26 protein-coding genes are annotated in these 22,925 nt (G+C 68.1%); 1 reads left to right on the forward strand and 25 read right to left on the reverse strand.

What is annotated here, in order from left to right; genetic code table 11:
• Window positions 1-6: 6 nt before the first annotated feature.
• The 14 genes from ABT340_RS04655 to ABT340_RS04720 all read right to left on the reverse strand — a co-directional run bounded on the left by ABT340_RS04655 (window position 7) and on the right by ABT340_RS04720 (window position 10,535).
• Window positions 7-3,417 carry a phage tail tape measure protein gene (locus ABT340_RS04655; protein ID WP_352009264.1) on the reverse strand — a complete coding sequence of 1,137 codons (3,411 nt, stop codon included), beginning with the start codon at window positions 3,415-3,417 and terminating at the stop codon, window positions 7-9.
• 20 nt (window positions 3,418-3,437) lie between these two features.
• Entirely contained in the window at window positions 3,438-3,608 is a 171-nt protein-coding gene (locus ABT340_RS04660) for a hypothetical protein (protein ID WP_352009265.1), read from the reverse strand.
• 29 nt (window positions 3,609-3,637) lie between these two features.
• Window positions 3,638-4,153 carry a DUF7426 family protein gene (locus ABT340_RS04665; RefSeq protein ID WP_352009266.1) on the reverse strand — a complete coding sequence of 172 codons (516 nt, stop codon included), beginning with the start codon at window positions 4,151-4,153 and terminating at the stop codon, window positions 3,638-3,640.
• 16 nt (window positions 4,154-4,169) lie between these two features.
• Entirely contained in the window at window positions 4,170-4,640 is a 471-nt protein-coding gene (locus ABT340_RS04670) for a phage tail tube protein (protein ID WP_352009267.1), read from the reverse strand.
• A 14-nt stretch (window positions 4,641-4,654) separates the two neighbouring features.
• Entirely contained in the window at window positions 4,655-5,092 is a 438-nt protein-coding gene (locus ABT340_RS04675; protein WP_352009268.1) for a minor capsid protein, read from the reverse strand.
• Window positions 5,089-5,442 carry a hypothetical protein gene (locus tag ABT340_RS04680; protein WP_352009269.1) on the reverse strand — a complete coding sequence of 118 codons (354 nt, stop codon included), beginning with the start codon at window positions 5,440-5,442 and terminating at the stop codon, window positions 5,089-5,091. The genes ABT340_RS04675 and ABT340_RS04680 overlap by 4 nt, the downstream gene beginning before the upstream one ends.
• Before the next feature lie 11 nt (window positions 5,443-5,453).
• Entirely contained in the window at window positions 5,454-5,768 is a 315-nt protein-coding gene (locus ABT340_RS04685) for a hypothetical protein (protein WP_352009270.1), read from the reverse strand.
• On the reverse strand, window positions 5,768-6,154 hold the full coding sequence (locus tag ABT340_RS04690; RefSeq protein ID WP_352009271.1) for a hypothetical protein: 387 nt from the start codon (window positions 6,152-6,154) through the stop codon (window positions 5,768-5,770). Before ABT340_RS04690 ends, ABT340_RS04685 begins: the two co-directional genes overlap by 1 nt.
• Window positions 6,151-7,641, reverse strand: a complete 1,491-nt coding sequence (locus ABT340_RS04695; protein WP_352009272.1) for a hypothetical protein — start codon at window positions 7,639-7,641, stop codon at window positions 6,151-6,153. Before ABT340_RS04695 ends, ABT340_RS04690 begins: the two co-directional genes overlap by 4 nt.
• 20 nt (window positions 7,642-7,661) lie before the next feature.
• Window positions 7,662-7,931: a hypothetical protein gene (locus tag ABT340_RS04700; RefSeq protein WP_352009273.1), complete on the reverse strand. Its 270-nt coding sequence runs from the start codon at window positions 7,929-7,931 to the stop codon at window positions 7,662-7,664.
• 92 nt (window positions 7,932-8,023) lie between these two features.
• The gene (locus ABT340_RS04705; RefSeq protein WP_352009274.1) at window positions 8,024-8,374 is read right to left on the reverse strand and encodes a hypothetical protein; all 351 of its coding nucleotides are present in this window, start codon (window positions 8,372-8,374) and stop codon (window positions 8,024-8,026) included.
• Window positions 8,374-8,685, reverse strand: coding sequence for a hypothetical protein (locus ABT340_RS04710; RefSeq protein ID WP_352009275.1), 312 nt, complete (start codon window positions 8,683-8,685; stop codon window positions 8,374-8,376). Before ABT340_RS04710 ends, ABT340_RS04705 begins: the two co-directional genes overlap by 1 nt.
• Window positions 8,685-9,887 (reverse strand): SU10 major capsid protein, encoded by a 1,203-nt coding sequence (locus ABT340_RS04715; protein WP_352009276.1) that lies wholly within the window; start codon window positions 9,885-9,887, stop codon window positions 8,685-8,687. Before ABT340_RS04715 ends, ABT340_RS04710 begins: the two co-directional genes overlap by 1 nt.
• 9 nt (window positions 9,888-9,896) lie before the next feature.
• Window positions 9,897-10,535: a hypothetical protein gene (locus ABT340_RS04720; RefSeq protein ID WP_352009277.1), complete on the reverse strand. Its 639-nt coding sequence runs from the start codon at window positions 10,533-10,535 to the stop codon at window positions 9,897-9,899.
• Window positions 10,536-10,859: 324 nt separating this feature from the next.
• Here ABT340_RS04720 and ABT340_RS04725 point away from each other — a divergent pair, with 324 nt between their 5' ends.
• Window positions 10,860-11,249: a hypothetical protein gene (locus tag ABT340_RS04725; RefSeq protein WP_352009278.1), complete on the forward strand. Its 390-nt coding sequence runs from the start codon at window positions 10,860-10,862 to the stop codon at window positions 11,247-11,249.
• Here ABT340_RS04725 and ABT340_RS04730 read toward each other — a convergent pair.
• The 11 genes from ABT340_RS04730 to ABT340_RS04780 form a co-directional block, all read right to left on the reverse strand.
• Window positions 11,246-11,560: a hypothetical protein gene (locus ABT340_RS04730; RefSeq protein WP_352009279.1), complete on the reverse strand. Its 315-nt coding sequence runs from the start codon at window positions 11,558-11,560 to the stop codon at window positions 11,246-11,248. The genes ABT340_RS04725 and ABT340_RS04730 overlap by 4 nt on opposite strands.
• Window positions 11,557-13,635, reverse strand: coding sequence for a phage minor capsid protein (locus tag ABT340_RS04735; protein ID WP_352009280.1), 2,079 nt, complete (start codon window positions 13,633-13,635; stop codon window positions 11,557-11,559). The genes ABT340_RS04730 and ABT340_RS04735 overlap by 4 nt, the downstream gene beginning before the upstream one ends.
• A gap of 199 nt (window positions 13,636-13,834) precedes the next feature.
• The gene (locus ABT340_RS04740) at window positions 13,835-15,400 is read right to left on the reverse strand and encodes a hypothetical protein (protein ID WP_352009281.1); all 1,566 of its coding nucleotides are present in this window, start codon (window positions 15,398-15,400) and stop codon (window positions 13,835-13,837) included.
• A gap of 627 nt (window positions 15,401-16,027) precedes the next feature.
• On the reverse strand, window positions 16,028-17,299 hold the full coding sequence (locus ABT340_RS04745) for a PBSX family phage terminase large subunit (RefSeq protein WP_352009282.1): 1,272 nt from the start codon (window positions 17,297-17,299) through the stop codon (window positions 16,028-16,030).
• Window positions 17,296-17,769 carry a hypothetical protein gene (locus tag ABT340_RS04750; RefSeq protein ID WP_352009283.1) on the reverse strand — a complete coding sequence of 158 codons (474 nt, stop codon included), beginning with the start codon at window positions 17,767-17,769 and terminating at the stop codon, window positions 17,296-17,298. The genes ABT340_RS04745 and ABT340_RS04750 overlap by 4 nt, the downstream gene beginning before the upstream one ends.
• Window positions 17,770-17,846: 77 nt before the next feature.
• Window positions 17,847-18,359 (reverse strand): hypothetical protein, encoded by a 513-nt coding sequence (locus ABT340_RS04755; RefSeq protein WP_352009284.1) that lies wholly within the window; start codon window positions 18,357-18,359, stop codon window positions 17,847-17,849.
• Complete coding sequence (locus tag ABT340_RS04760) at window positions 18,356-18,730, reverse strand: PadR family transcriptional regulator (RefSeq protein ID WP_352009285.1); 375 nt, start codon at window positions 18,728-18,730, stop codon at window positions 18,356-18,358. Before ABT340_RS04760 ends, ABT340_RS04755 begins: the two co-directional genes overlap by 4 nt.
• A gap of 56 nt (window positions 18,731-18,786) precedes the next feature.
• Window positions 18,787-19,485 carry a hypothetical protein gene (locus tag ABT340_RS04765; protein ID WP_352009286.1) on the reverse strand — a complete coding sequence of 233 codons (699 nt, stop codon included), beginning with the start codon at window positions 19,483-19,485 and terminating at the stop codon, window positions 18,787-18,789.
• Window positions 19,486-19,581: 96 nt separating this feature from the next.
• Window positions 19,582-19,953, reverse strand: coding sequence for a hypothetical protein (locus ABT340_RS04770; RefSeq protein ID WP_352009287.1), 372 nt, complete (start codon window positions 19,951-19,953; stop codon window positions 19,582-19,584).
• Complete coding sequence (locus tag ABT340_RS04775) at window positions 19,950-22,337, reverse strand: AAA family ATPase (RefSeq protein WP_352009288.1); 2,388 nt, start codon at window positions 22,335-22,337, stop codon at window positions 19,950-19,952. Before ABT340_RS04775 ends, ABT340_RS04770 begins: the two co-directional genes overlap by 4 nt.
• Entirely contained in the window at window positions 22,334-22,924 is a 591-nt protein-coding gene (locus tag ABT340_RS04780; protein ID WP_352009289.1) for a hypothetical protein, read from the reverse strand. Before ABT340_RS04780 ends, ABT340_RS04775 begins: the two co-directional genes overlap by 4 nt.
• Window position 22,925 lies beyond the last annotated feature (1 nt).

The raw sequence follows: 22,925 nt of genomic DNA on the forward strand, positions 1-22,925 counted from the left end.
AGCAGGTCAGACGCCTGCGTGCTTGAGGTACTCGAACCCGAACTGCGCACCCAGCTTCGGAATGTCGGCGTCGCTGCTGATGGTCGCGTTCGGCATGTTGACCGTCACGGCCGGAGCGCCGCTGCCGAAGGTGCCGGTCGCAGCCCCGGCCTCCTTGCCGACCGCGTAGTCGCCGGAGTTGAACCCGGCCACCGAGTTGATGGGGATCTTCGTGGTCGACGCCGAGGCCGCCTTCGCCACGGAGTCCCCGCCCAGCGTGGAGGCCTTGGTGGCGCCCGCGACGGCCTTGGTGATCAGCGCCGTCAGCGTGGCCGTAGCAGCGCCTTCACGGGCCTGGATGCCTTGGATGAGGCCGTCGACCGTGTAGCCGCCGATCTCCGCCATCACCTGCGACGGTGACTTGATTTTCAGCTCTTTCTTGATGGCGGCGACGAGCGCCTTAGCAATTTTCGCCATCTCGGCGTCGAGCTTCTTCAGGGAGTCCTGCAAGCCCTTGAGATATCCCTCGCCCGACTTTTTGCCGACGTCATACAGGGCGTCCGCGCTGGACTTCCCGAGTTTCTTGCTGGCCTTATCCACGGCCGCCTGCGCTTTATTCAGCGCCTTAATCTCGGAGCCGTCCGACCCGACCAGCATTTCCGCGAAGCTGGCGCCCTTTTCGACGCCCGCGTCAATGATGTCCTGAATGATTTTCTTGTTCAAGCCTCGTTTCGCCAACTTCTGAATGTCGTTGGCGAAACTGTTGATCGCGGACGCCTTGCTTTGCAGCTGGGACGCCATGTCCCCGGCCCCGGTGAGATCCTCAGCTTTCAGGCCGGTGATGGACGCCCATTCCTCGGCGCTCCCTGCGACCTGCTTCGCGTACTCCTTCGCCGCCGCCAGCTTCTCGACCAGCTCCTGCCGCTGCTTCGCCAAGGCGGCCAGACTGTCGTTTCCGCCCTTCACGAAGTCGAGCAGGCCATCCACCACGTCCGGGTGGCCCTTGAACTTCGCCTTGATCTGCTCGACCATCTTCTCGACGGCCGAGACGGCATTTTCGCCTTCCTTCGTCAGGCCGACGACAAGACCCTGGACCGTCCACTTGCCGATATCCTCGAAAACCTTGGACGGCGAGTGAATGCCGAGCGCATTCTTCGCGGCGGTGACTGCTGAATTCACAACGTTTCTCGCGGAGTCCGCAAGCTCCCCGGCTTTCGCCCGGACACCGTTGATCATGCCCTGGATCAGGTCACGTCCAGCCTGGAGAAGCCAATTCCCGACGTTCGCGAAAACTGTGTTTATCTTCTTGGGGAGGCCCTGCACGTACTTGATGGCGTCCTGCACGCCGTCATTAATGGCTTTCGTCATGCGATTCCACACGGCGACCGTGTCGGAGCGCAGGTCCTCCCAGCCCTTCGAGGCGGACGACTTGATAGCGGCTATGCTGCGCCTTACCTGATCCTCCGCCATCTGCCATAGGGAGTCCCAGATTTTGCGTAGGCCCTCTTTCACCTCCTCCATGTCCCCAGTGAGGAGGCCTTTAGCAATTTTGATCGCGCCGCTTACCGTGCCCCAGAAACCATTCCAAATCGAAAGGAAAGTGTCTACCAGCCAGGTGACAGTGGCAATTACGTCGTCGCCGTACTCGTCCCAAAGCTCCTTCGCAATGGCGAGGGCGTCGCTGATGGTTTCGCCGACCGACGACATTCCCTCCTGAAGCTTCGCTCCCCATTCGTCGATCGTGGCCTTATTCTGGGAGACCCATTCTTGGACGTCCGCAACGACGCTGTCCCAGAGCTCCCCCAGTTGAGAGGCGAACTCCTGCACCTTCTGCAGGGCGCCAGAAAACTCGAAGCCGGTACCGACCTTATCGGCGAAGTCCTCAATAGCGGGGAGGACTTCGCCGCCGAGGAAATTGGTCAGGTTCTGGGAAATGCCTCGCTTGAATTCCTCGATGCGATTCGACGCTGTGTCGTGCAGGGCGTCTCCGGCCCGCTTGGCGGCACCTCCGACATCATCCAAGGCGTTCGACGCCGGGCGGAGTGCCGCGAGAGCGTCGATATTTCCGAGGTCCTCGAATTGCGTGCCAAAAAGCGCGACAGCGACTTGCTCGCGCTTCACTGGGTCGTGAATTGAGAGGATGCCGTCAAGGATCTGCTGGAAGGCCTTCTTCGCACTGGGGCCACCGGCGAGGATCTTCTTCGACATGTCCTCCGCGTTGAGGCCGAGGGTCTTATAGGCCGCGACACTGGAGGCCGACATGTCGACCGACCGGATACGGAATTCCTTGAGAGCGTCACCAGCTTTGTCGAGCTGAATCGTGCCGCCCTCGGCCGCCTTCGCGAGAATGCCGAAAGCCTCCTCGCCGGAAATTCCGAGGCCCTTGAAGAACACCGAGTATTCGTCGGCGGCGTCGAGGAGGTCCTCGCGGACCGCAGCCGGGACCCGCTGCAGGGAGGCGGTGATGAGGTCGAAGGCCTCGGAGGCGTTCTTCGCCATCCCGGTCTTGATCAGGATCCCGACCGACGCGACCGATCGGTTGACGTCGATGTCGAAGATCTTCGCCAGGTCGAGCGCCTTGGCGGTGGTGGCCTGCAGGCTGGCCTGGCTGACCTTGCCGACGTCCACCAGCGTGGACCCGACCGCGCCTAGGGCCTCGGCGACCTCGTCCATGCTGTCGCCGTACGCCTGCGCGTACAAGGCGCCGGCCGCCTTGCCGAGCTTCTCCGACTCCTTACCCGTCGCCCCCAACTGAGCGATCAGCTTGGCCTTGGCGTCCTCCGCGTCGAGCGCCGACTCGAAGCCGGACATCAGCAGTTCACCGATCGCGGCGCCCGCGGCCGCCCACCCGAGACCCTTCAGGGTGGACATGAAGCCGTCCCCAGCGGCGGCGACGCGTGGCCGGCCGGAGCCCTCGGCGCCGTCGCCGAACTCCTCACCCGACTGCTCGCCGCGACGGCGGGCAACCCGGCGGGCCTCGTCCAGCCCGTCGTCGAGGCCGTCGACGAGCTGCTCCCCGGCTTCCCGGCCGACGCGGTCGGCGTCCTGAACCCCGGCCTGCAGATTCTTGACGAGCTGGTCGCCTGCGCGCTTCCCGGCCTGCTGGGCGACGTCGTCGACCTCGAAGGCGTCCGACATGATCTCGTTGAAGATCTCGTCGAAGTCGTCGAGCTCGTCGGACATCGCGTCGAGTTCGGCGTTGAGGGCGGCGTGGAGCTTGTCGAGGTCGCGGACGGCCTCGTCCGGGTCGAACCCGTCCTTCATGGCCTGTTCGATCTCGTCGAGGCTCTTGACGACGCTTCGCTCCATGGACGCCATGGAGCTGGTGGTCGAGGACTGGAGCTTGGACAGGTCCTGGCCGATAGCCCTGGTGCCGCTGGTGAAATCCGACTTGTCGAGCTGGGCATAAGCCACCAGTTCGCCAACGGTCAGAGCCACGAGGGATCACCCCCTCGCGGTCAGTCGTCGTCGAACTCCGCCTGGTCGGCGGGTGTGGAAGCGTCAGGTTCGCGCTCGGCGCGCAAGATGCGGAAGATCCTGGTGTTCGGGTCGGCGAGCAGCCCCAGGACACGGACGCGGAGCCACCGACCGGTCCGGGCCTTCAGCAGGCCAGGCTCCTCCAGATCCACCCCGTACGTCTGGTGGAGGTCAGCCTCGATCAGGGACCAGCGGGCGAAGAGGTCGTCCCAGCCGATGCCTGACCCTTGCGGTTCGGGGTCGTACCACTCTCGGAGGCCGGTGACGGGGTCGACGGGCCCTCCGCCGGGGTCCCCGTCTCGTCGCTCGTCTCCGAGGTCGACCTCGGTTTTGGGAGGCCTCCCTCCCGCCACGTCTGCTCAGCGGCCTCTGGGCCGTGCATGTGCCACGACAGCGCCGTCAGTCCAGCGGCCCGGATCTGCCGCCACGCCGCGCCGTCGGCGACCAGCTCGTCGAAGACGGTGCCGAGAGTCAGCCGGTACAAGGCCAGTTCGGATCGGTCATCGGCGACTTCCTCGTCGTCGCTCTGGGCAGCGGCCAGGCGGTCGCGTAGACCGGTGAAGCGGGCGGCCAGCTTGGCCCAGGTCTTGGCATCGACCGGCTGCACGATGCAGATCTTCATCTGGCCGGAGGGGAGGCGGAGGGGCAGGTCGAGCGTCTCGCCGAGGGAGGCGTCGAGCTCGGGGAACTTCGGCATGGAGGGGGGCTCCTATCTACGCTGCGGGGTTGGTGATGGCGGTGCGCTTGCCCTTGCCGCCGAACGTGACGTTGAACGGCTCCAGCGCGGTCACACCACCGCCGCCACCGCCGTACTGGACGTTCACGCGGCCCTGCCACGCGTCCGGCGCACCGTCCCTGCGGTAGTAGCGGATCTCGATGTCGCTCCCGACACCGACGAGGTTTCCGGCCTCAAGGACGAACTGCTGGCCGGGATCCGGAATGAAGGCCGCGTCGTTAGACGCGTCGCGCTTCCTCTTGCCCTCGGTCTCCAGCTGCCACTTGCGCTGGGTCGTCTCGTCCGACCCCCAGCCCTCGCTGTCGAAGTCGCTGTCGTCTTCGAGGGTCGTGTTGATCGTCTCCTTGAAGGACGTCATGCCCTTCAGGGGCGTCCACACAGGGACCGCGGCGCTCCCGGTGTTGACGTCGAGCGCCCACGCGGACGCGAGCAGGGATCTGGTGGTCATGCTGGTGTTCTCCCTTATCCGGGGCGGTGCGTGGTCGGGTGATGCGTGAGGAGGCGGTAGGAGTCGGCCCGCTCCCACCTGCCGTTCCCGTCGGTGCCCATCGGGGCCTGGATACGGCGGGTCATGAGGAGGATTCCGGCGGCCGGGGCCGTCCAGCCCTGGAGGGTGTCGAAGCACGCGTCGGCGATGTCGTCGACGACCCGGGGGTCCTTGGTGCCACGGATGCGCAGCTGCACGCCGATCGTGCCGTCGGTGTTGACCGGGTCGTCGGCGTCCTGGTCCACGCCGTAGCAGGCGAGGGCGATGGCCCGATCGGGCTCGGTGGGGAGGCGGCCGAACACGATCGCCGTTTCACCCTCGGTGTACGTTGGCCCGTTCAGCCGCCAGACGCCGGCGCCCGCGGCGTGCAGTTGCTCGGCGATCGCGGTAAGAAGCGCGGTGGTCCAGCTCATTGGAGGGCCCGCCGAACCTGCGCAGCCACGATCTCCAGACCGACCTTCGCCTCGGAGTCCCACGGATCTTCCAGGTACTTCGCCTTCCGGCCACCGTCGTGCTGGAAGTCGAGGCGCTCGTGCTGGATCGTGGCGTACGGGGTGTCGTAGGAGACCGCGCCGGTCAGGCTGGCCCGATCCACGGACGCGACCCCCGACCGCTCCAGAGTCCCCTCCTCGTGGGGCACCTGATCGCGGCTCACCTGAAGGTTGTGCTCCATCCACAGTTCCAGGCCGTCGGCCGCGGCCTCGTGCACGGCCTGGTCGACCTTGCCGAGACCGTCCAGCTTGAGCTGAGAGCGTTGCGGCATCACGGGCCTCCCTACTGGAGTACGACCTCAAGGTGGTCCGGGGTCGGCAGGCCTCCGCCGTCGCGCCGCGCGGCCATGATGACGGTGCTGGCGCGGTCGCCGATGACGACCCGGGACCCGGCCGGGCAGGTCGTGTCGAGCGGCATGTAGATGGTCGTCTCCGACACGACTTCGGCGCCTTCGGCGTCCCGCACCAACCTGCGCTTGGCGTCGACGAAGCAGCGGATGGGGGTCTGCGAGCCGTACTCGGGGCCGAACGGCCCCTCCCCCGTGAGGGGCTCGATCAGCACGGTGTGGCGGAGGAGCCAGTCGGGGATGGCGCCCATCAGCAGCTCCAGGTCTGGGGTGCGTGGCCGGTGAGCCCGGCGGCCTGGAGGACGGCGTAAGCCTGCGGGGCGAGGCCGGACGAGGCGGCGCTTCCGCTGTTCGTGCCGCCGCCCGAGGATCGGCCGCCGAGCGTGACCGACCCGATCGTGACGGTGCTGTAGATCGGGGTGACGCCGGACCCGTCTTCACCGGCCGTGGCCCACGCGGCGACCTGCTCGCACGTGGCGTCCCGGAGCGCGGTCTGCACCGCGGCGTCGTCCGGGTCGTAGACGGCGCACAGCAGCGCCTGGTCGACCACGCGGGACGCTCGGGTCAGGAGCAGGTGGGCGTTGGTGGGGGGCGTGGAGAGGTAGGCGGCGAGGTCGTCCACGGTCGCGTACGTCATGTCACCCCCACCAGGCTGAGATACGTGGTCTCCGTGCCGTAGCTGGCCGGGTTGAAGGAACTGGGCAAGCCGCCGCCGCCCGCACCCGTGTAGAAAGCCCGGCGCGGGCCCGAAGCGGACGGGCCTCGGCAGAACCAGCTCGATTGCGCATCGTTCGCGCTCGCCGGGTACGGCATGACCAGGTCAGACATGCCGCCGAAGATCAGCAGGATGTACACCATGCGCGGCGTGCTCTGGGCGGCGATAGGGCCGCCGACGAGGGCCCCTCCGCGCCATCCGGCGGCCGTCCACAGCGTGGAATCGTCCGCGGTCGCGGCGACCAGGACCCCTTCGTCGGTGTAGAGACCGAGTCTGTTCGGGACCGCGCTGGCCGCGTAGGTGCCGCCCGCCCGCACGGCCGCCCAGAGGCGGGTGATGGTGACCCCGGCGGGGATCTCCATGCGGCTGCCCAGGATCGTGTTGGCCGAGGCACCGGACCCCAGCATGAAGGTCTCGGGATCGCCGGACGCCGCGAGCAGGCCGTACGCGGACAAGGGGTAGACGGGGCCGCCACCCGACCCGCCACCGCCGCTCGGGGGATCGGCCCACTTCAGGCCGGACGTCTGCGCAGCGTCGGCGGTGAGCACCTGGCCGTCGCTGCCGACGCCGAGACGGGCGACCGTTGCGTTTCCGGTCGCCGCGAGGAGGTCGCCCTTCGTGGTCACCGTGCTCTTCGGCACGGCTCCGACGATCCGCGAGTCGTCCCCCGCAGCGACGGTCCCAGAGGTCGTCCCGACCGGGAGCCGAGCCACCGTGAGAACTCCGCTGGTGATGTCCCCACCTGCGTGGGAATGAGCCGTCGGGGCGTACGCAGCGGCCCCCTCCGCACTCGTGAGGTACTGCGGGTGAGGGTCAGCAGCGCCGGTGTGCGAGGTCATCAGCGACGAGGCGGTGCCCGCCGGATCGTAGGCGCCGGTATGCGTGTGAGCTGCGGTGGAAGCGCCCACGTCGCCCGCTCCGAGCACGACGACGCCGGTCTTCCCGTTGACCGAGGAGACCGCGTCGCCTCCGCTCCCGGCGGGCAGCTGGCTCGTAGGGACGAGCCCGTCCGCGCCGAGGGCGGCGTATCCGTTGGGCTGTCCGCGTCGCGCCGCCAGCTCGTACCGGGCATCTCCAGATGTGACTGTGAGACCCACGTCGGCCCGGACGCCAGGGATCGAAACGAGCACGTCAGCGACATTGTGTTCCCCTGTGGCGGGGACAGTGATGGTGTGCCGTCGCTCGCCCTCGGACACCACGTAGTAGGCGCCGTCAGGGTAGGCGAGCGACTCTGTGGGGGTGAGGGTCAGCGACCACGTTCCATCGGCCGCCGAGGCCGTCGAGACTTCCTTGACGATCTCCCCGCCCCCGGCGAGGAAGCCCGACGCGGCGACGAGGTGCGCGGTCACCTGCACACCGGAGACCGGGGCGCCGGACGCGTCCTTGACCGTGTTGGTGATGGTGGTCACCGCACACCCCCTCGATGGTGTTACTGGGCGCGGATCCAGGTCAGCGCGTTGGCCACGATGGTGTCGATCGCGGCCTGCGTGGTGATGGCGCTGTTGATGGTCGCGGGCGGCGCCATCACCGGCGCTTCACTGCTGTTCCGGCCGACGAGGATGACGACGAGCGACGGGTTGTAGCCGCCGGGCCGGGGTGCGAGCTCGAACTGCACCTCGTAGTCGACGACCTCGCCGGGGTCGGCCTGGTCGGTGATGGCGTTGACGACGAATGCGGCTACGGGGTCGGTCAGGCGCACAGAGCGTCCTCTCGGGATTCGAGGAGGGGTGTTGGTACGCGGGTGGGCGGCCCCCCTCCAGCACCGCCCACCCGCGCGATCAAGGAACGCCTCTACTTGGCGTTGAACTCGACGACCTCGTACGTCACCGAGGTCACCCCGGAAAAGTCGATGTGCACGGACCCGTCGTCGGCCTGCGTGTACTCGCCGCCCCAAGGGCCGAACCACTTCGTGGCCGCCGCGGCGACCGCGACGCTCCGGTCAGCCGGGGCGACCCCGTCCACCTGGGCGGCCGGGCCGAACTTCTCGGTGACGTTGATGGAAGTGCCGCCGCCGTTGGTGACACGGAGTGCCCGCCGGCCGTTGTTCGGGATCGCGATCCCGTCCACTGGCGCGGCCGCGGGGGTGACGGCGGTGCCTGCGGTGGTCGGGATGGTAGGGGCGGTGATGGGAGTACGCGCCATCAGTCCTCCTCAGGGTCGGGGTCGATCTGGTCGGCCAGGCCGATGAGCTCGGTCTTGGTGAGGCCGTCGGCGATCGACCGGTCCATGCCGTGCCCGACCGCCCACTCCACCCACGTCGCCTTGGGCGCGGACTGAGCGGGGCGCCCGGTGGGCACCTCGGGGTTCCGGGGCGGCTCGACGACCTCGACCCGCCGCCACCCGGACGTCGGGTCCGCGACCAGCTCGTCGAGGCGCGCCTCGTCTTCGCTGCCGGGTTCCGGCTGGACACGTTCAGCCACGTGCCCGCCGGTCGCCCTCACGTAGGTGGCCATCAGAGCTTCAGGCCCGTCATGACCGCGTGGGCGCGCTCGTTGCCCCACTTCAGGCCGATCTCGCCGTACAGCTGCACGTTGTCCGAGGCGCCCGTCTTGGCGAGGGCCTCCTCGAAGAACACGCCCTTGCCGGGGATCGACAGGAAGACGGGCATGAGCTGCTCCAGGGACACGGCAGCGATGGTGTCCTGCGGCATGTGCCGGTCGAGCATGATGTTGAAGGTGCCGAAGTCGGTCATGACGGTGGTGACGTTGACGCCACCCACGGTCCGCGAGGTCTCGGTGTACTGGCCGTAGGCGGACATGGCGGCCTTGGTGATGGCCCGCTTCTGCACGCTGTTGACCAGGAAGGTCGCGGTGGTCTGCTCGGAGAAACCGCCGTTGTCGTAGCCGAGCTGCACCAGGTCGTTGAGGTGGTCCACGCTCAGGGCGGTCGCCCACGGCTTGGTGAAGGCGATGCCGGTCGCGGTGCCGAGGGTGATGGCCGTGCCGCCGCCGGAGGTGGACACCTTGAAGCTGTTAGCGTCCTGCTGATCGACGTAGTACAGGCGGCCGGGGATGATGCCGGTCGCCGCACCGACCGCCGTGAACACGATCTTGTCGCCGTCCACCAGGCCGTGGCCGGTCGAGGTGATCGTGTCCGTTGCGGAGGTCGCGCCGGTCACCGAGGTGCCCTTCGCGATCCTGTTCGTGGAGATGGCGGCGAGCAGCCCCTTGGTCTGCCGCGCGGTCGAGTTGGTGGTGGGCAGCACGTACTGGCCGTTGATGAACGACCAGTTGACGTCCAGCGCGATGGACTTGAGGGCCTGCTGGACCTGCCAGTCCATCTCGTTCGGGACGCCGTTCGGGCCGCCGCCCGGGTGGTTGAACGGCGCCGACTGCGGGGAGGCGAGCTGCCCGGTCGCGGCCTGCTTCGTGTAGGAGACGGACACCTTCTCCTGGTGGATCTGGACGACGTTCTTGACGTTGGCCCGGACCCGCTCTTCAGCGGTGGGTGCGTCGGCGCCTTCCACCTTGACCCGCTGGGAGGGGTCGCGGAGGTCGTAGGTCTGCCACTCGAATTCCGTGCTGGTGGTCTGGCCGCCGCCGGTGAGGCCGCCGATTGAGGAGAGCAGCGGGGTGTCGTCCGGCGTGAGCGCGAACAGCTCGCCCGTGTAGTTGGGCAGGTTGAAGGTGGTGCCGAGGCCGGTGATCCCCGCCATCGTTTACTCCTAAGAAGTGGGTGGTGTCTGGGTGAGGGCGGCGCGCTGCCGCTTGAGCGCGATCGCTGTGGCGAAGTCGCGGTTCTTCTCCGCCTCGGCGATCTGCTGGTCGAGGCTCTGCGTCTGGTGGCCGCCGGAGCCGGAGAAGTCGCCGCCAGACTGGGGCGGCACGGGCGGGGCAGTCGGCGCGGCCGGGTTCGCGGCCTGGGCGGCCATCCACGGGTTCGCCGCCAGCGCGTTCTTGATGGCGTCGGCGAGCTTGGCCGGGAAGTCCTCCGCCGAGGGGTCGAGGGCCTTGGCGAACTCGGCGAACACCGTGCTGCCGAGGAGCGCGGCTGGGTTGACGCCGTGCTCCGTGGCCGTGGTGTAGGCGTGGCGGAGGACGGTTTCGGTCCGGGCCTGCACGCGGTACTTCGCGGCGTCGCTGCGTGCGTCGGTCAGTTCCTTCTGCCACTTCTTCGGCAGCTTGGAGATGTCGTCGAGACCGCCGTCGTCGATGACGGGAGGCGGTGGCGGGGTCCACGTCGGTGGCTGCGGGACCGGGGGCGCGGCCGGGGGAGTCGTCAGCGCGGGGGCCGCGGGCGCGACCGGTTGGCCGGGAGCGGGCTGGCCCGGGTCGGTGGCCGGGGGCGGGGTGGGTGTGGTCATGCGAACCCTCCTGGGGAGCGCGGGGGTGGTGGCCGGCACCTGGCCGACCGGGGTGGTGGTGGACCGCTCCGGGCGGTCTCGGTTGAGCAACCGTCGCCATGAGATGACGACGGGAAGTTCGAAGTGGGGCGTATGGTGCGCGGCATGCATCCTCAGCAGCCCCCGCAGGGGCCTCCGCCTGGGTTACCGCGCACGCAGCCGATGTACGGGCCGCCTCCCGGCCCGCCGATGGGCCCTCCACCTGGAAGGCATCCAAGCCCACCGCCACCTCCACGAAAGAGCGGCAAAGGCAGGGCAGTCGCTGCGGTCGCTGTGCTGATCGGAGTGCTGGCCCTACTGGGCGGCCTGGTGTCCTTGCTGGACAGCGGAGAGCTGAAGGTGGCGGACGGCGGCGGGGATGAAACTAGCGTTCCTGTGCCGATGGTCACGACGGATACGCTGTCGCCGTTCGTGTCGGGCATCCCGAAGCCGAACGCGCAGCAGACCGAAGACCTACTGAGCGGGCTACGGGAGATCAACCCTGGGCTGGATCAGGCACGGTCGATCGACCGGGCGAGGAACACCTGCTCGGACCTGCTCGCGGGCAAGGACCGGAAGACGGTCATCATAAACACGGGCCTGCGGTTCAACGGCGGGGACGCCCACATCGACGCGGCGGACGCCGAGAAGATCGTGGCCCTGATCGAGAAGGGCGGTTGGTGCGAGATCGGCTAAGGCCGGAGCCCGTAGGCGGGCGAGTAGAGGATCGGGTCGAGCAGCTCGGCCGCGGGGATGTCCCGGCGGTGGCACTCGGACAGGACGGTCCACACGTACGCGCCCGCCTGCACCCCTGCGGGCCCGGCCTGCTCAGCGGGTTGGAATCCGGCGGCCGCGAGGTCGTCGGTCCAGACGTGGCCCAGCAGCTGCCCGTCGTGGTCGTGGAGCGGCGCGCGCCGTACGGCACCCACCGCCTCCGCTGAGTAGGTCGGCGGGCTGTCCACGTTCGTGGGCTGAGGGTCGTCAGCCCACCGGCCATGGCTGGTCACTTCGGCTTCCCTCCGCTCGTGTAGCCCTCGTCCGCGTCGCCGAAGGGAGTCGGCGTCCACCCGTCCGGCCGGGACCAGCCGTCAGGAACGATCTCGACCTCGACGAACCAGACGCCTTTCTTCTGGTAGGCGGCGTGCACCACGTAGTGCGCGCCACGCCGGAGCAGGATCTCACGCTCGTCTTCGTCAGCCTCCGACGTGCCCATGACGTTCAGAGCGCCGTAGCCCTTCGGGGCCCGGATCATCATGTAGATCTGGCCAGGCAGGGCCGCGGATTCGCCGACCGAGGTGGACATGAACCCGGCCTCGACGAACGTCTTGCCGACCAGTGCGGCCATCGTGTCGGGGTCGTCGATGTTCGCGCCGAGGAAGTCTGCGAAGCGCTTACCGACTCCCCGGTGGAGGACGACCGCCTCGGGGAGCTTGGTCTTCTTGAAGGCACTGTCGAGGCCTTCGAGGAGCTGGTTGTACCGGTCGCGGTGGGGGACAGGCTGGCCACGCAAGCCGCCGTTGACCATCATGTAGGCCTCTTCCGTGTACCGGAAGACGGCCTTCCTCTCGGCCTCGGTGAGGTTCTCCGGCGTGGGGAGGTGTTCGCGCGCCCACTCCAGGCCGTCGGCGTTGCTGTGGTGGCGCAACCCGTTCCGCATGCCGGGGGCGGACCGCCTGGTCGCTTCCTCCGCAGCTCGACGAGCGGCTTCTTCGGTGGCGCGGCGTGCGGCCTCGGCGGCGGCGCGCTTCTCGGCTGCGAGGGCTTCGGCCTTCGCTCTGGCTTCCGCTTCGGCCTGGGCCTTCTTCGCGGCGGCCTCGGCTTCCTCCTTCGCCTTCGCGGCCTTCGCCTCGACTTCGGTCTGCGCGGCCTTCGCCTGCTTCAGGGCGGCGTCCTCCACTGGGGGAGGAGGCGTGCTCGGCGGCATGTCGGCGACGGGGCCGCCCTTCGGCCCCTCAGGACCGGGGACGTTGCCGGCGCCGACCTGCTCCCGGTACGGCAGGCGCTTGAGCGCGAGGTGGGCCTTGAGGTGGTCGCGGAGCGCGGCCTGCTCAGCCCGGACCTTCGTACGGGCAGCCTTCTTCGCGGTCTCGTCGAGCGCGGCGAGCTCCTGCTCCTTCGCGGCCCGGATCCGTCGCTCCAGGTACCGCTGGCGTTGCCGGGCGACGTCGCCCTCGGGGTCGGCGGTCGCGGTCTTGAGCTTGGTGACGCCGGGCAGGTACGCGCTCGCGCTGTGCCTGCAGTTCGGGTGGAACAGACCCTTCGCGCGGGCCTGGTCGAGCGTCGCGACGACGGTCACCTCGACGGTCTCGCCGTCCTTCGTGGCGTGCGGGACGCGGATCTTCCCGATCGGCCCGGAGTCCCTGCGTAGCACCTTCGACTCGTACGGCCTGCAGACCTTGCACTCCTGCGTGTTGTTGGAGATGACGACGAGGTCGATCCCGACCGACTTCAGGCGGTCCATCTGGCCTTGCACGGCGGCGCGCTGGGCGTTGGTGCGGCCGATCATCTCCGCGTAGCTCGACAGGCGCCACCGCCGGTTCGCGCGGTCCGTGAAGTCGACGATCCCCTGGTCCACCAGGCGGGCCCACGCGGCCTGCGACGCCTGACGTCGGGTCGTGGTTCCGAGGGCGATCCGGGCGGCGGTCGCGGCCTGGACTCGTCGGTACGCATCCTCCGGCGCCCTCAAGATGTTGCCCTCGACGACACCGAGGTCACGGTGCAGGGCGTTGGCGATGTTCTCGATGATCGCGGCCCCGGGCGTCTGCTTCATCGCGTCGCGAGCGTCGTCGCGGATGGCCTTGCTGACGGGCAGGCCGGTCAGAGCGGAGGCGCGGCCGTCCCGGTACGCCTGCCGGATCGCCTCCCGGATCGTGGCCGACTTGGTCTTCTGGAGCCGTTCGTAGACGGCGAGCCCGGCGCGCCGGAGCTTCCGGACCGCGTCCAACTTCACCTCGGCGGTCGGCGCGATCAAGTCGCGCTTGAGCTCGTCGGCCACCGTCTTGATGAGCGAGGCCTCGACCTCCCGGTAGAGGTCGGCCACGCTGGCGGCGACTTGGTCGAGGAGGTCCTGGTCGACGGCCACGAGGAGGACCTCCTCGCAGGCATGAATCCAGGATCAGAAGAGGCCGATCGGAGAAGTGCCCGTCCCCGGGTAGCAGACGCGATGGCCTGCTACCCGAGGATCACTATGGCCCAGCTGCAAGGACTATGAAGTCGACTTGAGCAACTGGCTTGCCGTCTGAGAGAACCGTAGCCGACGGCGCTTTCCGATGTGGCGACTTTCAGCGAGAACCCTCAGATGTTTGAGGCCCGTCCTGCGCCCCCGGATCCCCGCCCTCGTCCGGGCCCGTCATCTCGTCGGGGAGCGCGAACGGGTCGGGGGCTGGCTTCGGGCGGGCGTCGGCGATCCGCTCCACCTCGGCCTGCACCTCGGTCTCGTCCCAGTCCGGATGCACCATACGGACAAGGGTCTCGTCGCTGGCGGCCTCGGCCTGCCGGAGGAAGTTGACGGTCTGGGCGAGCTGCAGCATGTCCGGAACCACGCTGTCGGCCAGCACGATCGACGGTCTCTCCGGGGTGATGTCCGGGGAGAAGCCGAGCGCGACCTCCAGCTGCAGGTGCATGTCGAGCATGGTCTGCAGCTCGGGGATCGTGTACAGGCCCTTGACGCCGCGCGTCGTCAAGGATCGGCGTTCCTTCGCTGACACCTCGGTCGCGGTCTGCGCGACCTCACCGTGCAAGCCGAAGGACTGGGAAGAGTAGCCGGATGCGCGGAGGATCGCGTCGAGCAGTTCCGCCTGGGTGTCTTTGTGTTCCTGCACGCGGATCGCGAACTGGCTGATGGAGATCTCCATGCGGTCGTCGCCGCCGAGGACGTTCATGGCCTCGTAGATCTCACGGTTCGTGTCGAAGAACGCGCCCTTCCCAGGCCCGTTCGACTGCAGGTAGCTGCTGGGGACGTGGATGCGGCCCAGACCGTTACGGATGTCCCGCATCCATGACGTCCACGTTTCGTCGAGCTTGTCCATCAGCCCGATGATCGCGTCGTCGTAGTCAGACCGGCCGAGCGGCGCCCCTGGGGGATAGTGCCGCCACATCCGTTGCGGCCGCATGTTCGGGACGTGCACCGCGGTGCACCGAGGCAGCTTCGTCTGGATGACGGGTGGGAGGTCTTTCGTCTCCGGGCGGGAGGTGAGCTGCACCTGGTCGCCGAGGTTGCCGGGTGAGCCGCGGTACAGCCCGTTGAGGATGTAGCCGGGTTCGTGGCGTTCCAGGTGGATGAGCTGCTCGGTGTCGTCCTGCTGGATGATGCGCCAGAAGGTGGCGGCGTACAGGCGTCCGTGCCGCCACTCGGGGACGCACGCGTCGGCGTGGACCGCGCTGATCCATGGCTTCTCGGCGACGGCACGGTCCCAGACGCTGCGCAGGTAGTAGGAGCCGAGCGCGCCTCCGACTTCGGCGCCTTCCAGGAGGGTGGCCTGAAGGGAGGGCAGGAGGTCGTTGATGCGCTCCTGGGTGGCCGCGTTCTCCACGGTGATGGTGGGCGGCTCGGAGTAGAGCAGGGTGGCGCCCATGGTGGCGAGGTCGGATGCGGCGGGCAGGTGGACTTTGGCTTGCTTCTGGCCGGCCGGTGTGGGTTCACCCCAGAACCAGCGGGCGGCCTTGCCGAGGATGCCGCCGCGGTACTGGCTGGGGCGGTTGGCGGGGAGGCCGTGGGCGGCAGGGTCGCCGTATAGGTCGGCGAGCCGGTCGGGGTCTCCGCGGTACCAGGCGTCGAGGACGCTGTAGTGCTGGTAGATGGGGTTGAGGTGTTGGGGCGGCCAGGTGCCGCCGCTCGGCAGCGGCATGCAATGTCCTTTAAATTTCAATCAGGGAAAATGTGACGCACGTCACAGCGCAAGTTTCGGTTGCTGAGTGCAGGTCAAGGAACCGTCGACAGGGTGAAGCCGAAGGTGGAATGTCCGATTTGTTACGGCATCCCAACCGGTCATATACGGCGTGACCGAAAACGCGTTCGCCGATTGATCGGGCCAGATGCGACCGCGGGAGGGCTTTAGGCTTGATCTATCGCCAACCCAAGCGATTCGTCCTGAACCGGTCGGCTGTCCCATGGGATCGACCGGTTGCGACCCAGTTCGGTCGATCCACCGAAGTCACAGTCCTGGGCCGTGAAGGGATGGGTCGTGGCACGAGGTAAGCGACGTCGCCAGGCGGGCGGTGGTGAGTGGATCGTGCTCGCGATGCGGGCGGTTCTTATCGCCATCGATTGGCTGGTTAATGGGGGTGGGGCCAGGTAGTCGACCCTGGCCCTCCCTCACCGGGGCTCCGCACTTCTTGCTGACAGGCTGAGTGCGGGGCCCTCTCCGTCTCTCGTCATGCTAGCCCTTACGGCCTGAAGTTTGAACCATTGTGGATCTTGAAGTCAACTACCGGGAATTCATGTTCCCGAAGGTTACGGCTGAGTAGAGCAGTGCTCACGCGGCCTTGCTTGGCTCGGCGAGCAACGGCCCCCAGATCGCCCTCGTCGTCCGCACCCCGTACCGGAGCGCGTCCACACCGTGGTCACCGATCTTGATGGGCTTGTCCTCGCCCTTCTCCGACGCGTCCGGGTCCCACGCGTAGCCGGGGATCTCCCGGATGAGTTCGGGGCAGGCCGCGGAGACGAGAAGCCGGCCGGTCGCGAACAGGGACGCGACTTGCCGGATGCCGTCGACGACCTCGTTGTCGGCCAGCGTGCTCGTCCAGCCGTCGCGGTGCAGCTGCACACGGAAGCTCTTCGCCGAGGGGTCGACGATGATGTACTCCGGGGTGATGCCGAGGCCGGTGATCCAGGCGCGGAGCCGCTCGGAGTACTCGGCGTCCGTCAGCGACCCGCGTTGCTTCTTGGAGTCCCACCGCCACTCGTGCCCGACGTACAGGCGGCCGTCGACGCCGAGGCCGATGAGGAGGGCGTGGAGCGGGTTCGTGGTGCCGTAGTCGAGGGCGAGGCACAGCCACCGTGCGATGGCCGGTAGTTGCTGGACGACGTGGCGGGCCGGGTCCCACGCTTCGTAGATGACGCCTTCCGCGAGACACCACTCGCCGAGGATGAGGCGCCGGTAGAAGAGGCCGGTGAACTCGCTGGAGACGTCGGCGACGTACTGGGCGGTGAGGCTCGGGTTGTCGGCGAGTTTGAACGAGAACCGGTGCAGGTTGAGCACGTTCGGGTCGTCGTTGCGGTGGAGCTGGCCGTCATGGTCGAGCCACAGCGCGGCCCGGTCGAGGTAGCCGACCTTCAACCAGTGCTGTGGGCCGTCGGGGTTCGTGGTCGCGAACAGCTGCGCGCCGGGGATCGACAGTCGGGTGAGGAGCATGACCCAGAACGACTCGGGGATCGTGCTCGCTTCGTCGACGTACGCGCCGACGAGGGACAGGCCGCGGATCTTGTCCTCGGAGCCTTCGTTGTAGGCGCCGGCCACGTAGATGACGCGGCCGAGGAGGTGGAGTTCTCCGGCTCCGGCGACGAACTTGCAGCGCTTCTCGCCGAGCATCTCGACGAGGGGGTCGATGATGTTGCGCTTCAGGGTGCGTTCGGTTTTGCCGACCATGAGGAGCGGTCCGGCGGGGGCGGTGCGGACGAACTTGAGCCACTTCATCAGCGAGCTGATCGTCTTGCTTGAGCGGACCGAGCCGTCCCAGACGTTCAGGCGGGCGGTCGCCAGGTGCACGGACTCACGTTGCTTGCCGACGAGCGGGGAGACGATCACAGGCCCGTCATCCCTTCCAGCCACTGGTCCACGGCCGCGTGCGACTCACCGGAGTTGTCGTGCTTCTCGACGGCGAGGTGCTTGTCGATCGCGGTCGCCGCGGACACGATCAGGTTCCGCTTGTCGGCCGTCGGCGGCTCGGGCAACTCCTTGGAGTTGAAGGTGTTGTCCTTACCGCCGAAGTTCCAGATGAGCGCGGGCCGGTGGAGGTCGTCGAGGAACCGGTTCGCCTCCTCCAGGAAGCGGCGCGACGTCGACGCTCTCAGCGCGGCGTTGTCGGCCTTCTTCGCCTCTGTCGCGTTTTTCGTGGCTGACCGGTCAAAGGCGCCGGTCAGTCCGGCGCGTTGGGCGATGTTGGTGACGGTGCCGACGCTGACGCCGTGTTGGCGGGCGATCGCGTTGCGTTTGCCGCCTGCGCGGATGCTGTCGAGGATGGCGTCGCGGACGTCGTCGGGGATTGCTCGGGGCACACGTGCTCACCCCCGGACATGACGAAGCCCCGCGCGGTGGCGGGGCTGGCGTGTGCGCATGCTGCGCGTGCCTCAAATTATGCGTTATCCACAGGCTTAGTGTCAACCAAGCCTATTCTGCCCAGGCGGTTAAGCATCGCTATTGATGCTTTTCGGTTTCTGGGATCCTTGGGGGCATATGTATCCCAATAATATCGACGAATTCTCTTCCGCCTTTCTTTGTCGCGAACTATTATCCTGATGGCGATTTCTACGTATACTCCAAAAGCAGATTTAAGGGAATCGTACATGAATGATTCTTGTATTTTTTTTGATGCTGTCTGAAGTTGATTCAATAAACTTCTTTGAAGTGCCATGCATGCTGCAGCGCCAAAGAACCCCATAGCTGAACATAGCTTGAGTAGCTTCCCCGGTCGTTCCTCGATCAACGACACCAGTTCAGCCGCGCGTGTCTCGGCGCGCTCGGGGTCGGGGTAGCGTGCACGGGCGGACCACTGAACCAGTTTTCGGGCCGCCCAGGGGGACAGTTCGCAGGCTTCGTTGACGATGAGGCCTAGGGCGATGCCGAGGAAGATTTCCCAGCCGCTCACTGAGTACCTCCGGCGAAAATCGTGTCAAGCAGGCCACGGAAGATGCTGCCAGTGGCCGGTCGAGGCCGGAGGGCTTCAGGGCGGCGTTCGGCGAGTAGCGTGCGGGCTGCGGGGGCGCCGGTGCCGGTGAGGATGTAGAAGCGGCGGGGCGGTTTGGTGGGGTCGGGGTTCTTGTCCTCCCAGTGGCCTTCGATCCACTTGGCGTCTTCGAGGCGGTCGAGGACGCCGTAGATCGTGGGGCCGGTTCGGCCGGTGGCCTTGATGATGGCCCAGCCGTGCAGTTCGTAGCCCTGACGGTGGGCCTGGATGAGGGTTTCGAGGACGTCGAGCAGGGGTTTGGTGATGCGGACGGGTCCGCTGGTTCCTTCCATGCCCCTTACCTTACCTAGGTCGGATAAGGAGTGTGGGGGGTTCGGGGATCTGGTTTTCAGGCGGCCTGGAGTCGCTTGGCGAGCCACGCCCAGTCCCACAACGGCCAACACGGTCGCCCGCCCCACCAGGTCGTCACGTCCTTGCCCGGAGGCTCGCAGGAACCCTCGCAGACGATCGCGATCTGATCGCCGGGCATGATCCGCACCCGCAGCGTCCACTGGCCGTCTCCGGCCGCCTGGGGGCCGTCCGTGGGGCACCAGGGGCAGGTGATGCGCAGGACGTGTCCGTCGGGCCAGAGGTCGAGGTGGTGGGCGAGCGTGTTGACGATGCGGCGGGCTCGGGGGGCGAGGTCTTCGGCCAAGCCCGGGTCGACGAAGTCGGCCTCGACGAGGTGGCGGGCGGCGAAGTCGAGCAGCGGCCCGACGTTGGCCTGCAGGGTGGCCGGCGGCGCCGGGGTCGGGCACATGATGGCCTGGGCGACCATGGCGGCGCACGTGTAGGCCTCGATGGCGAGGTTGTTGAGCGCTGTCACCACGTCGAGGTCGACAGGGGCGGGGTGCTCGCCGGGCATGACGGCGACGCGCTCGACGCGCTCGACGCGGGCGAGCTGGTCGCGGAGCTCTCGGGCCTCGGCGGTCATGAGGTTGGGGCGGGGTGGCCTGGGGGTGCCGGGGAAGCGTGCCTCGACGAGGTCGGCCGCGTAGAAGGAGGCCCATTCGAGGTCGGTGGCGACGACGGTCGGCAGGTGGTGCACGGGAGGTCCCCCTGGATGGTTCGGATCGGACGGGAGCGATGGTGGCGGGCGGCGGTGGTTAACGTCGCGTCCTACGACCGTCGGGGTGGTGGGGGTTCAGAAGGGGGCGTCATTGCTTTCGGCCTCCGTGAGGATTTCAGGCGCGCGGGCAGGAATAGCGGGCAGGGGTGAGCCGCATTTATGTGCGGCGAGTACCGGATATCGACGGGGATTCCTTATGTGCCACTCATAGCGGTGCTCGAGCTCCTTTTTCTGCGCGTTGCCGACAAGGTCGTAAGTCGCGCGGCCTTGGAGAAGTGCGACCGCTTCCCCCATTTCGTCGATCGGATTGATATCGGCCCGGACGGGGAGTGCACATTTTTCGGCGTCGAGGCCTCGGAGGACCGGGACCCGGCAGTGGGGGCACTGGGTGATGCCTGCGGTGCGCAGCTGCCCGCCGGAGCGGGCGAGGAGCCAGGGGGGGATCACGGGGCGTCCTCGGGGTTGAGGATCTCGCCGGTGGTGGGGTCGATGCGGAGACCGTCGACGATCACTTCGGACGGCTGGGAGTGCGTTATGAGATCCGAGGGGTCGCGTGGGTCCGCGTGTAGTGAGTGCAGTGCGTCTCCTATAGACGCACTGACGCACTCACTACTAGTGCGTTGACGCACTGGTGACGCACTTGACGCACTGACGCACTCGGAAGAGACAGAGTGCAGTTTCGCCCTCCTCGGCCCGTCCACCACGACCACCTTCCCCGCCCGGATGAGCGACTTGAGGGCGTCACGGATCGCCTTCTGAGGGTGCTCGTCGGCCAACGCCTCCTCGATCGCACGCCCTGAAGCGTGCGGAGAGAGGGTGAGCCACTCAACGATGGCGCCCGCGGCCGACTCGGTCTTCGCGTCCTTACGGGACCCTCCAGCGAGCTCCAGGCGCCGCTGCGCAGGGTTGAAAGAAAGAAGCGACTCGGGCACATCGACGTCTCGCCCGTACGCTGAGAAATAGCGTGGCGCGGCGGGATTCGTTTCTCCGGAGTCGTCCTTTTCCCGGACGAGTCGCCATTCCACATCGGGCCAGTCGCGGAGCCTGGAAGCACCCCGGGACCGCTCACCGGAATGGCCCATGTGGTGAATCACGATCGCTTCTTCGACTCCTGCTTCTTTCAGAAGTTCGTCGATCGCGACGAGGAGACGGCCCGCTTCCTTGTCCTCGGACAGGCCCAGGGCGTCGAGCACAGGAGCGAGACAGTCCAGCACCACCACGGTCGCGCCGAGGGCACGCAGCCGGTCAGCCCACTCGGTGCGGGTCTGCGGGTCGAGGATGTCGAAGGACGACAGGCGGCCGCGCAGGGGGAGGATGCCGACGGCGTCGGTCCGGGTGATGCCTTGGTCGCGGAGCCAGGAGCGGAGCATCCGCGCGTCGAGCTCGTTGTCGATGATGACGATCCGCCCGGACGGTGGGGTGACGTCGAACTTGCCGAGGAACGGCACCCCGTCGGCCAGCGCCCGCACGAGGTTCCCGACCGTGGTCGTCTTCCCGGCCTTGAACTGGGCGGCCAGCATGACCCGTCCGCCGACCGGCCACAGCCCGTCGACGCGGTACCGCACTGGTTCGTCTTCGACGGCGAGGAAGTCCGACAGCAGGGTGATGTCAGGCGGGACGACGTTCCCGGCGCGCGCCTTCTTCGCCCTCCGGGCCGCCTCCTCACGCACCCGGATCTTGCGGAGCTCGTGGGCGACCTCACGTTCGTAGGCGAGCGCCTCCAGGTCGAGCTCCTCCGCGCCGTCGACGGCCGCGGCTGGGGGTGTCGGGTCAGGCGTGGGGTGGAGCTGGTGGACGGTGGCGAGGGCGCCGTCCGTCGCGAAAGGGGGCGGACCCTGAGCACCCGGCCCGGTCGGCGCGATCAGGTCGGAGAAGTCGTCATCGTGGGGGAGACGCTCGTCGACGTCGGCCCGCACTGCGGCCAGGTCCGCGACAGCTACCTGGGCGACCGCCCACGACAGGACGCCGAGGAACTCCGTCTGCGCCTGACGGGCGGTGAGGATCCGTTCGGTCCCGTCCCTTGAGGTGGCCATCGCCGTGATGAACACCCCGGACAGGGCGGCGGCCGCGTCCAACGCCGGGTACAGACCGGCCGCGGCTTCCCGCATCGCCCCGGCCGCCGCTCGGAGCGCGATCCCGTGCCGGGACTCGCCGGTCGCGAGCGCGCTCTGGAACTGGGTGGTCAGCCCAGCGAGCAACTCCGGCCGCGTACCGGCGGTGTGCCGGTCGAGGAACGCCTTCACCTCACGGTCGGTCGCCGCGTCGTTGCTGTCGCCCGCGTCGGGCAGTTCGCCGGCCAACGCAGGCGGCAGCTCGGGCAGCGCCCCGGTGCGGACCCATTCGTACCGGCCGCCCTGGTCGGCCTTCTCGTGGATGCTGGGGGAGACGACGATGATGCCGTTCTTGCCGCGCACCTCACCCCACGCCTTGCCGAGGCCGCCGGTGGAGTTGCCGAGGGTGCGGCCGTCTGGGGCGGCGTACAGGTAGTGGCCACGCTCGGCGTCATGCTCCCGAGTCGACTGGAACGGCCCGGGGGCGGTGAGGAGCGCGGCCCGGAGGAGCGGCGGTAGGGCGTCGGGCCGGTCGACGTCGAACGCGATTGCGCCGGACCGGCCGACGTGGAGGGCGAGAGCGTGGTCGGTTCCGGCGAACCAGACGGCGATGGTCTGCGGGTCTCGGCTGGACTTCGACGGCCAGCCCTTGCCGAGCACTGACCCGGCGTGCTTCGTGGCCCGGTTGACGGGCAGCACGTACCATCCGGCGGCCGCGTAGGCGAGGGCGGCCTTGATGGTGTCGTGGTCGGGCGTGATGAGGGGGATGGAGAGGGTCACGCCTGGCCTCCGAGGTTGTGCGTGCACCGGCATGACACTCGGCCGTCCTGTACACCCAGCTCACGCCACGCGTGGAAAGGACACCCCGGGATCAGGTCGGGGCCGGGCGGGTGGGTGGTGAGCCCCCACCGGGGGTTGTACGGGCCGCCGGAGGACCGCATAGGGCACACGTGGCCGCACACGAGGCACCGGCCGACGTTCCAGGCGAGCTCCTCACACCACACGGTGCGGGACCCCGGGCACTTCTTCGGAGGCACCAGCCGGGCAGGGGAGAACAGGAGAGCCTTGCCGTCGGGTTGCGTGTCCTGTCCGGCGCCGATCGCCCGCCCTTCGCAGGTGCCGCACACCGCGTCCCCGGCGGGAGGCTGGTCGGCGGTGAGGAGGCGCCCGTCGTCGCGGGCGGCCTGCCCGCACCACAGTCCGTAGGAGATGCCGTGCGGGTAGCGGACTCCATGGCGGGGCCGGTGCCAGCGGCTCATTCCGGGGGTGCGGACGTAGCGGGGGCCGGTGGTGAGCGGCTTCCCCCAGTTGATGGCGTGCCCGACGACGGCGCTGCGGGTGAGGGGAGGTTCGAGGGGGACGCTCACG

Source organism: Streptosporangium sp. NPDC000239, assembly GCF_040300765.1.
Lineage (GTDB): Bacteria > Actinomycetota > Actinomycetes > Streptosporangiales > Streptosporangiaceae > Streptosporangium.

Excerpts from the sequence above, each read along its gene's own strand:
- ABT340_RS04720 (WP_352009277.1), bottom strand. The coding sequence starts at position 10,535 with ATGACCACACCCACCCCGCCCCCGGCCACCGACCCGGGCCAGCCCGCT.
- ABT340_RS04740 (WP_352009281.1), bottom strand. The coding sequence starts at position 15,400 with ATGCCGCTGCCGAGCGGCGGCACCTGGCCGCCCCAACACCTCAACCCC.
- ABT340_RS04675 (WP_352009268.1), bottom strand. The coding sequence starts at position 5,092 with ATGAGCTGGACCACCGCGCTTCTTACCGCGATCGCCGAGCAACTGCAC.
- ABT340_RS04760 (WP_352009285.1), bottom strand. The coding sequence starts at position 18,730 with ATGGAAGGAACCAGCGGACCCGTCCGCATCACCAAACCCCTGCTCGAC.
- ABT340_RS04670 (WP_352009267.1), bottom strand. The coding sequence starts at position 4,640 with ATGACCACCAGATCCCTGCTCGCGTCCGCGTGGGCGCTCGACGTCAAC.
- ABT340_RS04710 (WP_352009275.1), bottom strand. The coding sequence starts at position 8,685 with ATGGCCACCTACGTGAGGGCGACCGGCGGGCACGTGGCTGAACGTGTC.
- ABT340_RS04665 (WP_352009266.1), bottom strand. The coding sequence starts at position 4,153 with ATGCCGAAGTTCCCCGAGCTCGACGCCTCCCTCGGCGAGACGCTCGAC.
- ABT340_RS04685 (WP_352009270.1), bottom strand. The coding sequence starts at position 5,768 with ATGGGCGCCATCCCCGACTGGCTCCTCCGCCACACCGTGCTGATCGAG.
- ABT340_RS04690 (WP_352009271.1), bottom strand. The coding sequence starts at position 6,154 with ATGACGTACGCGACCGTGGACGACCTCGCCGCCTACCTCTCCACGCCC.
- ABT340_RS04705 (WP_352009274.1), bottom strand. The coding sequence starts at position 8,374 with ATGGCGCGTACTCCCATCACCGCCCCTACCATCCCGACCACCGCAGGC.
- ABT340_RS04680 (WP_352009269.1), bottom strand. The coding sequence starts at position 5,442 with ATGCCGCAACGCTCTCAGCTCAAGCTGGACGGTCTCGGCAAGGTCGAC.
- ABT340_RS04715 (WP_352009276.1), bottom strand. The coding sequence starts at position 9,887 with ATGGCGGGGATCACCGGCCTCGGCACCACCTTCAACCTGCCCAACTAC.